Raw genomic sequence first — 13,141 nt, 5'->3', positions numbered from 1 at the left:
TGTAGTAATTCTACACAGACATGACTACCAATATAACCTGCACCACCTGTAACTAATACATTCATATTTATTCCTCCATAAACTTTGCAACCACCATATATGACAGCTGCCATAGCCAAATTACTATTCTATTTGACTCTTATATTTTACAACGAAATCGTTCGTAACAAAAGACTGAATTATCATAGTGAAGCGCCTATCTTGTTTTCTTGCAAAAAAGAGCCATCTTTAATAAGATGGCTCTTAATTTAAATTTCCTTAAATGAATCAATCACTTTTGTTACTCCTGGTAACTTCTGATATTCATCTTTTTTATTTGCAGAATCGATTACGATTATATTTCTGCATCCTGCTTTATAGGCATTTTCAATACCACTTAGGGAGTCTTCAACGATTAAGCAGTCACTTATATCTACTCCTAGAATATTAGCTGCTTTCTTGAACATCATGATCTTATTATCATACGTTCCATCATCATAGACAATATCATCAGGATTGATCCAATGATCAAGATGGAATGATTCTACAAAGAAATCAATATTTGGTTTAATGGATGCACTTGCGATAGTAAATGGAATGTTGTTGTTTTTAAGTTTATCAAAGAATTCTGTCGCACCAGCAACTAAATGGAATGTTTCTTTATCTTCCTTACAAAATTCACGATAATACTGTTCCTTAAGTAAAGAATATTTCTGTTTCTGTTCATCTGTACACTGTCCTTCAAATAAGTATTCAATAATCTTATTATTAGGAACACCATTGAAATGTTCATGTAGCTCTTCTTCGCTGATTCCATGATGTCTTATTTCCTCGGAAATCTTTCCCCAGGCTAATACATGCTTTGGATTGTCAAAGAACAATGTTCCATTAAAATCAAATATAACTCCTTTATAAGAATTCATAACTATACCTCTTTCGTTTCTGATACGCGCTTAAACCAATAAGCTGACTTTTTAGGATATCTTTCTTGTGTATTATAATCTACATAGAATAATCCATATCTCTTATTATAACCATTAGACCAAGAAAATACATCCATTAATGACCAAACAAAATATCCTTTTACATTTGCGCCATCTTCGATAGACTTTAATAACCACTGTAAATGCTGCTTGATATAATCAATTCTTGGAGAATCATCAATATTACCATTATTAAAGTCATCTTTATAACCCATACCATTTTCTGTGATATAAATAGCTTTATAATTAGGATACTGCTTCTTGATTCTCATAATCATATCATACATTCCCTGAGGATAAATCAACCAGTCCCAGTCAGTAGTTGGAATACCTTCTTTAAATACTCTTTCACCAACACCTTTTAATTTGAACTTCTTTGTACCTTTTTCACCTGTACCATTATGGTGGATTTCATTTTCACCATCATATGCCTTAATGAAATGACTCTGGTAGTGGTTCATACCTAAGTAATCATTTTCTTTTGCAGCTTTTTTCATGATTTCAATATCAGCTGGATCATATTCAAAAGTACCATTATTAAGATGAACTAATTCATTGATGATATTAAGAGTTTCATCTGTATAATAACCTAAGAATGTAGCATCTAGCAAGAATTGATTAGCAAGAACATCTTCTTTCTTAGCTGCATATACATCTTTTGGATCATTTTCGTTTAAAGGATACTTGGTTTCTAGGGAGTGAATAATTCCAATGTGTCCTTTATAGTTGTGTGCTTTATAAGCACAAACTGCCTTTGCATGTGCTACCATCATTCCATGCATTGACTGAACTGCCTTAGTAATATCGTATGTAATACAAGGTGGGAATGTACCTTCAATATATTGGTTTGTTGCAATTGGCCATACTTCATTAAAAGTAAACCAATAAGTAACTTCATCTTTATATTCTTCAAAACAGAATTCTGCATATTTCTCAAATGCATCAATTGTTTCTCTATTTAAGAAATCACCTCTGCTATGTAAAGCATCAGGAGTATCAAAATGATGTAAAGTAACATATGGTTCTACACCATTCTTATGGCATTCCTGGAATACACGATGATAAAAATCAACACCTTCCTGGTTGATTTTTCCTTTTCCTTCTGGGAAAATTCTTGACCATGCAATAGAAATTCTAATAGCCTTAATGCTGAAATCTTTACATAGTTTTAAATCTACAGGATATTTATGATAGAAGTCACTCGCAGGATCAGCAGAGAATCTTCCCTGCTTTTCTAAATAATCATCCCAAGCGACTTTACCTTTACCATATGCTCTAGTACTACCTTCACACTGGTATGCAGCAGTTGCGCCACCAAACACAAAATCTTCACTGAATTTCATGATTAATCTCCTTTATAATTATTATATAAATTGAATACACACTAGGAATTAATTCTAATGTGTATTCAATGTTTATTCTCCGTCTAAAATTGAGAATACAAATTCAAGTGCCTTCTGAGGATTACGAGTTAATTCAATATATTTTTTACCTTCACAAGCTACACACTTGATACCTAATCTATCAGTATCTTTTTTCAAATCTTGATAGTAGTTCGCTACCTGTGGTGCTAAGACAACTAAATCATAGTCCTTTAACATATCATAATGTGCACCATATGATCCAGCTGCTGTAACAATAGAAATTCCTTTTTCTTTTGCACCTTTAGCTAAAGCATTAGCTAATAAACCACTTGTACCTCCACCGGCACATAATACTAAAATTCTCTTTTCATTGACTACATCTGAAGAAACCTCAACGGCTGCTTCTTCTTTTTCTTCTTCAATTAACCCTTCTTTTTCTGCTTCTTCAGCACATTTTTCTCTGTCGTATACCTTGAAGAATGGGTAATATACAACAAAGTCTACTACTAATACTAATACTGCAAATAAAACGGATAATATTGTAATACCACAACCAAGCACAATACCTAATGGAGCAGGTGTAGTCCAAGGAAGAATATACATGAAGCTGTTCATCTTTAGAACATCAACGAATAACTTAAAGATCCATACATTTAAGATTGGCGCTAAGACAAATGGAATAAAGAAAATTGGGTTTAAGATTAATGGAGCACCAAATAAGATTGGTTCATTTACACCAAATAATACTGGAATAGAACTTGCCTTACCAACTGCCTTTAATTCTTTTGATTTAGCCATGAAAGCAAACATAAGTGTTACTACTAAAGTTGCACCAGTACCACCAAGTGTTGCAACGAACTGCTGACAACCTGGAGTTAAGATGTTAGCTGCATGTTTACCAGCCTGGAATAATTCTAAGTTATTTGCGATGTTTACATAATAAATTGCTGATACTGCTGGTTCAACAATTGAAGGTCCCTGAATACCTACAAACCAGAATAATGACATAGCACCATAGATAATTGCTAAACCTACATATCCATCAGCCGCAGTGAATAGTGGCTGGAAGAATTCAATAACTGCCTGAGCAAAACACATACCTGCTGCATTTCTGAAAGCAATATCAAATAATGCCAATAATAAGATAGAAATAGCGAAAGGAATAACATCTGCGAATGTCTGAGAAATATTTGGTGGTACTTCTTCAGGCATATGAATAGTAATGTTTCTCTTTACACAGAATCTATAAACATTACAAACAAAGAAAGCAACTAAGAATGCTGTTAAAAGACCCTTAGAGCCCATATAACCACTTGCAAATCCACCTTTGATAGAATCAACGCCTACAACTAGGAATCCTACGATACCAGCCATTAGTGTAGAAATATTATTGATCTGTCTATTAACTGGCATGTCTCTGTTGAAACTATCACAAAGATTCTTTGCAGTTGTTCCTGCTACAAGAACAGCAAGTAACCCCATTGAATAGTTATAAGGTTTTAAAATCATAGCCTCAATTTCTTTTGGCCAATAAAATTTAAAAATGTTAGGAACATAAGCAATCAACATGAATATACTTGAGAATAATACTACAGGCATTGCTGACATAAATCCATCACGGATTGCTTTTAAATATTTATTTCTTGATACTTTTTCGAAAAACGGCTTAGCCTTCTCGATTTTTCCAATTAATGCCTCCATTATTTCACCCCATTATCTATAAATATCTAGTAGATTATTAATAATATCTTTTAATAAGATTGTAGTCATTAAATGATCTTGAGCATGTACTGTAATAAACCCGATATCAATATTTTCACCTCTAGCTTCTAACTGCAATAGTTCAGTTTGAGACTTATGTGCATCGTTCAAACAGTCATTCGCTTCACTAATAAGTTTTTCACATTCTGTAAAATCTTTTTGTTTTGCTTTTTCTACTGCAAGTAGTAGCTTACTTCTTGCATCCCCTGAATATGCTACAATTTCAAATCCAATCATACTTACTTCTTCTTTAGTCATTGTATTAATCTCCTTTTTCTTCTTTACGAATCGGCCTCTTTCGTTTACAAGTACATTGTAAACGCGTACATACCATTTGTCAACAGAAGCAAACATCTTTAAACAATAAATTAAACATTTATAAACATAAATGATAATTATCGACATTAATTACGTTATATTTGTTCGATTTTGTTTGCTTGATGTTGATTTCAAACACACCAAATGATATACTGACACTGACAAGGAGAGTGAAAACATGTTAAAAAAGGAACGTCTTGTAAGAATTACACAGATGGTCAATCAAAAAGGAATTATATCAATCAATGAAATCATGGAACAATTAGAAATCTCTGATATGACTGCAAGAAGAGATTTAGATGAATTAGAGAAGTCTGGTAAATTATTAAGAGTACATGGTGGTGCACAGAGTTTATCTTTTAGTATGGATCATGAACGTTCTCATTTAGAAAAGTCTTCTGTACAGATAGAAGAAAAAACAAGAATTGCGCATAAAGCAGCAAGTCTTATTCAAGAAGGAGAAACAATATTCTTAGGTCCTGGTACTACTATTCAGTTATTAGCAGAGCAGTTATGTGGACGTAATATTAGAGTAGTTACGAATTCTCTTGCAGTATTTAATATTTTGAGTGGTCATACTCCTACTGATGTAATGTTAATAGGTGGAGAATATCGTAGTAATACAAATACCTTTGTAGGTCCAATCACAAATATGGTATTAAGTAAATTAAGATATACAAAAGCCTTTATTGGTTGTAATGGTATCTTTAATAGTGGTATTACGACTTATTCATTAGAAGAAGGAGAATCACAGGGAATACCTTTAGATAATGCGAAGAATAGATATTTACTTGTAGATTCTACTAAGTTTAATCGTTCTGACTTTTATATCTTCTATGATCTCTTTAATTTTGATGCAGTCATTACTGATAATGAGATTGATCCTGATGTATTAAAACATTATAAAGAATATACAACTATTGTAACGGTATAGGGAGAACTCACTATGAAAAAGACTGGAATCTGCCCAAAATGTAATCACGATAAAATTATTATTATTAAAGATCAGCTCCATGAAAATGGTGGTGGTAATATTTCTCAAATAACGAATCATATTAATAAGCCTTCGCAAGTTTTCGCTATATTTAAAGAGGGAAATACCGCAAAGAAGACTTTCTATATTTGTGAGAATTGTGGTTATATCGAAGAATACTTAGACAAGGAAGAAATCAAGAAATTGCTTAATTATAAAACTGTTGGTAGTAAGATAAAGGATATCTTCAAATGATTAAAAAGCCATGCGATATTGCATGGCTATTTTTACATAACAAAAACCAGACCATTACTAGTGATACTGTGAGTATTTCTACCACAATACATGCAACTACAGCACATGACCACACTATCAAACTATCCATTTAGTTTTCTCTCTGCAGTCAAGTATGAAAACTTCATGAACAATGTCATATGTCCCTTTAAACTTATAAACACTCTTTTCATCGAATGAAATCGAGAGGAATCGAATCAGAAATTTCTTTAATAAATGATTTATTTGAGATTCTCCAATAATATTTACCTCTTGATATCACATTCTTTTTATTCAAAATAAATTGTATAGCAAAAAACTCTAACAATAATATAGTTTTACCTATCATATATGTTAGAGTCTCTAAATATCATTTCTTATATAAGTAAATCAACTTGTCTCCTATTCGTAATACATAAAGAAGACATAGAATTGATAGATACTGTTTCTTTAGAATGAAAAATATAAATAAAGACGCAAATAGTGCAAGTATCGGATATCTTAATTTGCTTTTATTTATATATAGAAATACATATCCTTTTTCATTAATCTTATTTTGAAGATAAAAATCAATTAACATCAACAATAAAACAATCAAAATATTATACAGGTTTAGTTGCATACCACCATGACCCCACTTTATTATAACTATGATACATTGTTTTTTTCTTCACCTTAAAATTCACTTTACTATTTTGATATCGATATGCAATCTGAGCACTTGTTGCAACACCAAATTTAACGGGAGATTTTGTTCGATATAATTTATAAGAAAAATTTCCTGAACATAGATATCCAGCTGCTAGCGATCCTAAACCAACCGAACTAGACCAATTGCTAATTATTCCTGCAATACTCGGTAATGCAAGCCCAGTTAATGAAGCCGTCGCAATAACTCCACCAATTACTGTAGCAATTGCTCCCACACTTTTTACAACATTTTTGAAAGAAATATTTCTAGTATAAACATATACAGGAGTATAGGGACTTGAAGATTTTAGTAATTTGCTGATATCTCCCTCATTTTCATTGTATTGTGAAAATACCAAATTAATATTTCTACCGTTTAAAGTAGCTGTCTTGGTCGTTTTGTTAAAAACATATATATTATTTTCCCCTTTTTCACTAATTGATTCACATATTACATAATTATCGTAAATATTAGTGCTCAACGCGATTTTTTCATCACCAATTTTTAATTCTTGAAACTTGGCATAAGGCTCAATTGCATATGTTGGTTTTATTGACAACATAGATATAAATAAACAAATCAAAAACGAAATACTAATTATCTTCTTCATAATTTGATAATTCCTCCATTTTCTCATGCAGCCACTATCTATAGAAGATCACTTAATAAATATGACTATTTTCTGTGCCTTGATATATAATAGCAGTTTTAAAGCTATTTTATTAAGCGCTTACATATAGTGGCTAATTAAATTTAATTCCATCTAGATGTTAATTAAATAATATCACATCATTATTGTTAATACAATAATTACACTTAAATAACTTCTTTAATAACCTATAATTTTACTTATTGTATATTTTTACGCTAAGTTTAAGGCAAATATTGCTAATAGATCATTATATTTAGCTTAACAACTGATTTTCTACTTTATGGTCGCCATAATTCAGTCATGATTTTAAAGGCCAGGTAAGTGCTATGATAATTGAAAATCATAAGGTTCAGTCAACGAAAAGATGAAAGAAGTGAGTTCAATGCTACAAATAATAATAGATTTTGGAACCAAATATATGCAAGATTATCTAGATTCTCTACTTCTTAAGAAGCGAGCTAATTATACATTCAAGAGGAAGGAAATAGTATCTGAGATTCTTGTTATGATTATGAATAAAGGAGCTTTAAGTAATAAAATAACGAGAGCTCCCTCTATGCCCATTTTACTTAAGGAAACTAAGTACGAGTGTCGTTTTGAGATTTTTGCTGAATAAGATAACCTAAAGGGACAATTAACTTAAAAAGAACCTTTTTCATTCCACAGGCAATTATCATAGATAAGAAATGACAGTTTCAATTTTCTTGGCATTTATGGATAAAAATAATTTCAATAATTGGATTTACCTGTTGATTATGTGTAATTAAAATCATTTTATAATCTTCTTTTACTCAGTATTTATGTTGATGAGCCTTATGCGTGTATTTCCTTCTTTTCAACAATCTAATCAGAAATAATATGCACTAAGTTAAAAATAATTGTTATGCGCATGGCTTTTTAGATACAAAAAAATCAGAAGACAGTATCTGTCTTCTGACTATTATTACTCAGGCTTTTTTGGATCCTTAAGTGATTCTGATAAAGTTGTAAGTGTACCAGCTAATCCTGCTAAGTCATTAGGTACAATAATCTTTGTAGCCTGTCCATCAGCTAAGTTCTTTAATGCCTTTAATCCTTCTAACTGGATATAAGCAGATTCAGGATTTGCTTCATTAATATACTGAATAGCTTTAGCTTGTGCTTCATAAACAAGTCTTAATGCTTCAGCCTGACCTTCAGCTTTCGCAATCTGTGCTTCTTTTTCAGCTGTTGCACGTAATACAAGAGATTCCTTATCCCCTTCAGCATTTAAGATTGCAGCCTGTTTTTTACCTTCAGCAACTAAGATAGATTCACGTCTTTCACGTTCTGCACGCATCTGTTTTTCCATTGCTTCCTGAATATCTTTTGGTGGAAGAATGTTTTTAACTTCTACTCTAGTTACCTTGATACCCCATGGATCAGTGGCATCATCAAGAATAGATCTCATCTTAGAGTTAATGATATCTCTTGATGTTAAAGTATCATCTAATTCAAGTTCACCAATGATATTTCTTAATGTAGTAGCAGTTAATGTTTCAATCGCATTAATTGGTCTTACTACACCATAAGTAAATAACTTTGGATCTGTGATAGAGAAATAGACAACTGTATCAATCTGCATTGTAACGTTATCTTTAGTAATAACTGGCTGTGGAGCGAAGTCCATAACCTGTTCCTTTAATGATACACGGTTAGATACACGATCAATTAAAGGAATAAGAATATGTAAACCTACATTTAATGTACGGTCATATGCACCGATTCTTTCTACTACATAAGCATATGACTGTGGAACAATCTTTACTGTACTGAAAATAAGAATAACAACAATTGCGATTAATAAAATCATTAAAATAAATCCTAACATCTTAGTTACCCTCCTTTTTTACAACTAGATGTGCACCTTCAATTGCGACAACTTCTCCATATTCTCCTTCTTCTAAAGTCAAATTATGAAGTGAAGACGCTGACCAAATCTGATTCTTAATTCTTACTTCACCCATATGATCTGCATCAATTCTCTTAATAACGAGAGCATGCGTTCCTATGAGTGCATCATTATTCGTATGTATTATATTGCCCTTCAGACTTTTTACAGCCATAGGACGTGCCACTATTGCGCATATAACAGATACTACTAGGAATATACCAACCTGTATTGGAACCGATAAATTTAATAAGCAGGCAATCAATGCCGCAAAAGCACCAATCACAAACCAGACACTTACTAGTGATACCGTGAGTATTTCTACCACAATACACGCAATCATAACACCTGACCACACTACCAAACTATCCATTTAGCTTTCCCTCCTTGTAGTCAACAATGAGAACTTCATGAACAATGTCATATGTTCCTTTAAACTTATAAACATTCTTTTCATTGAAATCGAGAGGAATCAAATCAGCAAGTTCTTTAATAAATGGTTTATTTGTGATTCTTCCATAGGACTTACCTCTTGATATCTTATGAAGCTGGTCCTGTGGATAAATTCCGTCATTGATGGCTTGCTTTCCCACGGGTTTGATACCGATACAATGATTGTCATAATCAATACCTAATAGAACATAATTCACATTTTCAAAATGCATACATGCTGTCGTATTCAACGTAATATTTGTTTCATAAATGGAGACGACAGATGCATTCAGTTCGTTTGTATTCCAGACAAAGTTCATGTTTATCACCTCCAATATCATTGTATTATTTTTATTATTTTTATTCAACAAAAATCGTATAACAAAAAAAATCTACCAATAAGATCATATTTCTACCATCTTGAATGTTAGAGTTTCAAAAGTATTATTTCTTATCTATGTAAATGAGTTTATCTATTATTCTTAGCACATATAGCATACATAGAATCAATAGATACTGTTTCTTTATGACGAAATAAATAAAGAAAGCCACAAATAAAACAAGTATTGGATATCTTAATCTACCTTTATTTATACATAGAAATACATATCCTTTTTTATTAATCTTCTTCTGAAGGTAAAAATCAATCACTACTAATAATAAGATAAAAAAATGCCTAACAAGTATCCTGGCATAGTCTATGCTCCTCCTATTCTTTAATAATAACTAACATTTTATTATAGTTGATGTTAAGAGCAAAGTTTTAAAATCAATTACTAATAATATTATAATCTATTATGTTATTAACATCTATAGATATCTGTGTAAAACAAAAAACTTCTGTTTTTACGCAGAAGTTAAAAGAGTCTCTTTAATTCTTTTGCCACACCATCATGCAATACATCTTCACAGATAATTGATGCATGATGATAAATCATAGGGATTGCATTCTTCATAGCGATAGGATGACCTACTGTTTTAAACATTTCTAAGTCATTGGCTCCATCACCAAAACAATAGCTATCATCAACATCTAAGCCATAATAGTTCAACATTGTTTCAATACCATGACCCTTAGAAGTATCTATATTAGATACTTCAATGTTTAAGCTATCATCATGTTTTTCATAGAAGAAAGCCCCTAGTCTTTCAATAAGTCCTATGCTGTCTTCTTTTTTATTATATCTGATTTCTAATTTAATTGTTTTCTTTAGTACTTCATCTAAATCATAATCATTGCATAAAGAATCCATATCAATATTACACCAAGCATAGAATTCATACATATGTGGTGACTCTTTCTTTAAATAACAACGATCAGTTGTAAGAAGTATATATTCATAACCTTGTGATTCTACATATTCAATAAGTTTCTTTGTTTCTTCATAAGGTAAAGTCAAAGAATCTATTGTTTTTCCTTCAGTTACAATATGTGCTCCATTAGCTAATACAAAACCATCAAAACCAATGGATTTGACTTCTTTAGAAATAAATCCAGTTGGTCTACCACTTGCGATAAAGCATTTATGGCCTAATTTCTGTACTCTATGAATTTCATCAATCGTATTCTGACTAATACCAATCTCTGGATGGTAGATTGTACCATCAATATCAAAAAATATCGCTTTCATTATTTCCTCCAAAAAAAGAGATAGCGCGAACGCTATCTCTTACTGTAAGTATGTAGTGTTTTCTAACATGACACCGCAGCCTTCAGCAACACAATCAAGTGGTGTATCAGCTACGAATACAGGAACCTTTAATCCCTGTTCAAGGAACTTGTCTAAATTCTTTAATAAAGCTCCTCCACCAGTTAAGAAGATACCCTTATTTACGATATCTGCAGATAATTCAGGTGGTGTCTGTTCAAGAACCTGCTTAGCAGCAATTAAGATTGTTTCACAAACTTCTCCTAAAGCAGAAACTGTTTCAGCTTCATTCATCTGGACAGTCTTTGGAAGACCAGTCACTAAGTCTCTACCACGAACATCCATAACTGTTTCTTCGTTAGGCTGGAATGCACAACCGATCTGTTTCTTAACTTCTTCAGCTGTAGCATCACCAATTAATAACTTATATTTATCTTTTACGTATTTAATGATTTCCTGATCCATCTTGTCACCAGCAATCTTTAATGACTGAGATGTAACGATATCACCTAATGAAAGTACAGCAACGTCTGTAGTTCCACCACCGATATCGATAACCATGTTTCCAGATGGTTTAGAAATATCAAGACCAGCACCAATAGCAGCTACTTTTGGTTCTTCTTCGATATATACCTTCTTAGCACCACATCTTAAAGCAACATCCTGGATGGCACTCTTTTCGATTGAAGTGATGTTAGATGGACAACAAATTAAGATTGTTGGTCTAGCAAAAATTCCTTTTAAGTTTAGTTTATTGATAAAGTGTGTTAGTAAGATTTCAGTAGTCTGGAAATCAGCAATAACACCATCCTTTAATGGACGGATTGCTTTTAATTTTCCAGGAGTCTTTCCAAGCATTTCTCTTGCTTCTTCACCAACAGCAACAGGTCTATTTGTTTCTACATTAATAGTGACAACACTTGGTTCATTAACTACAATTCCTTCTCCTTTAGCATAGATAAGGATATTTGCAGTACCAAGGTCAATACCAATTTCTTTTGATAAGCTCATACCTTTTTCCTCCTTGTAAGCATTTCTATTTTATCATTTTATTCATATTATTCAAGTCAATTAATTAAAAAATATTGGCTTTAAATCAATAAAAACTTAACGTACCAAAATTAAGTATAAATTGTGCAAATAAGTATCCGAGCGCCACACTCGCGATTATATAGAAGACGTAAAACTGGCTGATTCTGCCCTTTCTTAAGAAGCGTTCGAAGTCAAAAGCCTGCAAGCCATACATAGCTAATAAGACAGAAATAATATAGACTAAAATATTAACTGTACGATAAAACATAGTATCCTCCTTTGACACTATTTAACCATTTCAGCAATCAAAATACAACCATTTGATATTTCAAATGATTTCTAGTACAATTTTAAATGAGGTGATTGATATGAATGTACGCGCATCAGAAATTAAAGATCTAAGTCGTGTGATGGATCTTATTAATCAAGCAAAAGAATATTTTAAAGATAATAATATTAATCAATGGCAAAAAGGATATCCTGACATTAGCACAATACTAGACGATATTATATCAGGTAACAGTTATGTTCTTTCTAAACATTCCCATACATATGGCACAATGCATTTTTTTATAGGAATAGAACCAAACTATGTAAGAATCTACAATGGCCACTGGCTTACTAATACTAGGCACTATGGTATTATTCATCGTTTTGTGATTGATAATAATCATAAAGGAAATGGCTATGCAAAAAAATTATTGGATTATGCAGTCAACATCTGTAAACAGAGTGGTACTCCTTCTATTCGTTTAGATATTGATAAGAATAATAAACCAATGAAAGAATTTATATTAAAGAATGGATTTAAACATTGTGGTACTATTCGTTTAAAAAACAACGAAGAAAGAGAAGCATACGAAAGATTGATTTGAAACTGTGTGTAAACACAGTTTTTTTTATTTTACTTTTACATTTGCTTAACATATATAAGAAACAAATATACTATAATTCATTCAGGAGGACTCCTATGAAAAAATTAAAATTCTATATCATATTTTTATCTCTTTCTATTCTATTCTTACTATTTGATTGGTACTATTCAAGAAAACTCAATCTAGATTATATTAAGATTATCATTTTATCTCTTACAATTGTATTTGATTATCATTTGCTTATTTAGTC

General features: G+C 31.6%; 15 protein-coding genes. 4 read left to right on the top strand and 11 right to left on the bottom strand.

Features of this window, described 5'->3' with window-relative positions:
- Positions 1 to 248: 248 nt before the first annotated feature.
- The 4 genes from ACT8VG_RS02380 to ACT8VG_RS02365 all read right to left on the bottom strand — a co-directional run bounded on the left by ACT8VG_RS02380 (position 249) and on the right by ACT8VG_RS02365 (position 4,345).
- Positions 249 to 902, bottom strand: coding sequence for an HAD family hydrolase (locus ACT8VG_RS02380; protein WP_217107213.1), 654 nt, complete (start codon positions 900 to 902; stop codon positions 249 to 251).
- 2 nt (positions 903 to 904) lie between these two features.
- Positions 905 to 2,305 carry a 6-phospho-beta-galactosidase gene (gene lacG / locus ACT8VG_RS02375; RefSeq protein WP_331873975.1) on the bottom strand — a complete coding sequence of 467 codons (1,401 nt, stop codon included), beginning with the start codon at positions 2,303 to 2,305 and terminating at the stop codon, positions 905 to 907.
- A gap of 72 nt (positions 2,306 to 2,377) precedes the next feature.
- Entirely contained in the window at positions 2,378 to 4,027 is a 1,650-nt protein-coding gene (locus ACT8VG_RS02370; RefSeq protein WP_217107211.1) for a lactose-specific PTS transporter subunit EIIC, read from the bottom strand.
- Between the two features lie 12 nt (positions 4,028 to 4,039).
- Entirely contained in the window at positions 4,040 to 4,345 is a 306-nt protein-coding gene (locus ACT8VG_RS02365; protein ID WP_288686655.1) for a PTS lactose/cellobiose transporter subunit IIA, read from the bottom strand.
- A gap of 238 nt (positions 4,346 to 4,583) precedes the next feature.
- On the opposite strand from ACT8VG_RS02365, the gene ACT8VG_RS02360 reads away from it, so the two are divergent.
- Complete coding sequence (locus tag ACT8VG_RS02360; RefSeq protein ID WP_117458977.1) at positions 4,584 to 5,339, top strand: DeoR/GlpR family DNA-binding transcription regulator; 756 nt, start codon at positions 4,584 to 4,586, stop codon at positions 5,337 to 5,339.
- Between the two features lie 12 nt (positions 5,340 to 5,351).
- Positions 5,352 to 5,633 carry a hypothetical protein gene (locus tag ACT8VG_RS02355; RefSeq protein WP_444195114.1) on the top strand — a complete coding sequence of 94 codons (282 nt, stop codon included), beginning with the start codon at positions 5,352 to 5,354 and terminating at the stop codon, positions 5,631 to 5,633.
- A gap of 620 nt (positions 5,634 to 6,253) precedes the next feature.
- Here ACT8VG_RS02355 and ACT8VG_RS02350 read toward each other — a convergent pair.
- From ACT8VG_RS02350 to ACT8VG_RS02320, 7 genes are all read right to left on the bottom strand, one after another.
- Positions 6,254 to 6,952 carry a hypothetical protein gene (locus tag ACT8VG_RS02350; protein WP_440252599.1) on the bottom strand — a complete coding sequence of 233 codons (699 nt, stop codon included), beginning with the start codon at positions 6,950 to 6,952 and terminating at the stop codon, positions 6,254 to 6,256.
- 985 nt (positions 6,953 to 7,937) lie between these two features.
- Positions 7,938 to 8,843 (bottom strand): SPFH domain-containing protein, encoded by a 906-nt coding sequence (locus tag ACT8VG_RS02345; protein ID WP_006504996.1) that lies wholly within the window; start codon positions 8,841 to 8,843, stop codon positions 7,938 to 7,940.
- Between the two features lies 1 nt (position 8,844).
- A complete protein-coding gene (locus ACT8VG_RS02340) occupies positions 8,845 to 9,276 on the bottom strand; it encodes an NfeD family protein (RefSeq protein ID WP_343017557.1) in 432 nt (143 codons plus the stop codon).
- The gene (locus tag ACT8VG_RS02335; RefSeq protein ID WP_230310180.1) at positions 9,269 to 9,655 is read right to left on the bottom strand and encodes a hypothetical protein; all 387 of its coding nucleotides are present in this window, start codon (positions 9,653 to 9,655) and stop codon (positions 9,269 to 9,271) included. Before ACT8VG_RS02335 ends, ACT8VG_RS02340 begins: the two co-directional genes overlap by 8 nt.
- Before the next feature lie 537 nt (positions 9,656 to 10,192).
- A complete protein-coding gene (locus tag ACT8VG_RS02330; protein ID WP_217107013.1) occupies positions 10,193 to 10,966 on the bottom strand; it encodes a Cof-type HAD-IIB family hydrolase in 774 nt (257 codons plus the stop codon).
- Positions 10,967 to 11,005: 39 nt separating this feature from the next.
- Entirely contained in the window at positions 11,006 to 11,995 is a 990-nt protein-coding gene (locus ACT8VG_RS02325; RefSeq protein ID WP_117459735.1) for a rod shape-determining protein, read from the bottom strand.
- Positions 11,996 to 12,080: 85 nt separating this feature from the next.
- Entirely contained in the window at positions 12,081 to 12,284 is a 204-nt protein-coding gene (locus tag ACT8VG_RS02320) for a DUF1146 domain-containing protein (protein ID WP_187012266.1), read from the bottom strand.
- Positions 12,285 to 12,384: 100 nt separating this feature from the next.
- Here ACT8VG_RS02320 and ACT8VG_RS02315 point away from each other — a divergent pair, with 100 nt between their 5' ends.
- Both ACT8VG_RS02315 and ACT8VG_RS02310 read left to right on the top strand, forming a co-directional pair.
- A complete protein-coding gene (locus ACT8VG_RS02315) occupies positions 12,385 to 12,891 on the top strand; it encodes a GNAT family N-acetyltransferase (RefSeq protein ID WP_444195113.1) in 507 nt (168 codons plus the stop codon).
- 95 nt (positions 12,892 to 12,986) lie between these two features.
- Complete coding sequence (locus ACT8VG_RS02310) at positions 12,987 to 13,139, top strand: hypothetical protein (RefSeq protein WP_444195112.1); 153 nt, start codon at positions 12,987 to 12,989, stop codon at positions 13,137 to 13,139.
- The last annotated feature ends 2 nt before the right edge of the window (positions 13,140 to 13,141 follow it).

This window comes from Catenibacterium sp. (assembly GCF_052354645.1).
Classification (GTDB): Bacteria; Bacillota_I; Bacilli_A; order Erysipelotrichales; family Coprobacillaceae; genus Catenibacterium; species Catenibacterium mitsuoka_A.
Note: the sequence above shows the minus strand (reverse complement) of the source record. Positions and strands in the feature narration are given on the sequence as shown.

Excerpts from the sequence above, each read along its gene's own strand:
- lacG (WP_331873975.1), bottom strand. The coding sequence starts at position 2,305 with ATGAAATTCAGTGAAGATTTTGTGTTTGGTGGCGCAACTGCTGCATAC.
- ACT8VG_RS02340 (WP_343017557.1), bottom strand. The coding sequence starts at position 9,276 with ATGGATAGTTTGGTAGTGTGGTCAGGTGTTATGATTGCGTGTATTGTG.
- ACT8VG_RS02365 (WP_288686655.1), bottom strand. The coding sequence starts at position 4,345 with ATGACTAAAGAAGAAGTAAGTATGATTGGATTTGAAATTGTAGCATAT.
- ACT8VG_RS02345 (WP_006504996.1), bottom strand. The coding sequence starts at position 8,843 with ATGTTAGGATTTATTTTAATGATTTTATTAATCGCAATTGTTGTTATT.
- ACT8VG_RS02315 (WP_444195113.1), top strand. The coding sequence starts at position 12,385 with ATGAATGTACGCGCATCAGAAATTAAAGATCTAAGTCGTGTGATGGAT.
- ACT8VG_RS02335 (WP_230310180.1), bottom strand. The coding sequence starts at position 9,655 with ATGAACTTTGTCTGGAATACAAACGAACTGAATGCATCTGTCGTCTCC.
- ACT8VG_RS02370 (WP_217107211.1), bottom strand. The coding sequence starts at position 4,027 with ATGGAGGCATTAATTGGAAAAATCGAGAAGGCTAAGCCGTTTTTCGAA.
- ACT8VG_RS02325 (WP_117459735.1), bottom strand. The coding sequence starts at position 11,995 with ATGAGCTTATCAAAAGAAATTGGTATTGACCTTGGTACTGCAAATATC.
- ACT8VG_RS02350 (WP_440252599.1), bottom strand. The coding sequence starts at position 6,952 with ATGAAGAAGATAATTAGTATTTCGTTTTTGATTTGTTTATTTATATCT.
- ACT8VG_RS02330 (WP_217107013.1), bottom strand. The coding sequence starts at position 10,966 with ATGAAAGCGATATTTTTTGATATTGATGGTACAATCTACCATCCAGAG.
- ACT8VG_RS02320 (WP_187012266.1), bottom strand. The coding sequence starts at position 12,284 with ATGTTTTATCGTACAGTTAATATTTTAGTCTATATTATTTCTGTCTTA.
- ACT8VG_RS02355 (WP_444195114.1), top strand. The coding sequence starts at position 5,352 with ATGAAAAAGACTGGAATCTGCCCAAAATGTAATCACGATAAAATTATT.
- ACT8VG_RS02310 (WP_444195112.1), top strand. The coding sequence starts at position 12,987 with ATGAAAAAATTAAAATTCTATATCATATTTTTATCTCTTTCTATTCTA.
- ACT8VG_RS02360 (WP_117458977.1), top strand. The coding sequence starts at position 4,584 with ATGTTAAAAAAGGAACGTCTTGTAAGAATTACACAGATGGTCAATCAA.
- ACT8VG_RS02380 (WP_217107213.1), bottom strand. The coding sequence starts at position 902 with ATGAATTCTTATAAAGGAGTTATATTTGATTTTAATGGAACATTGTTC.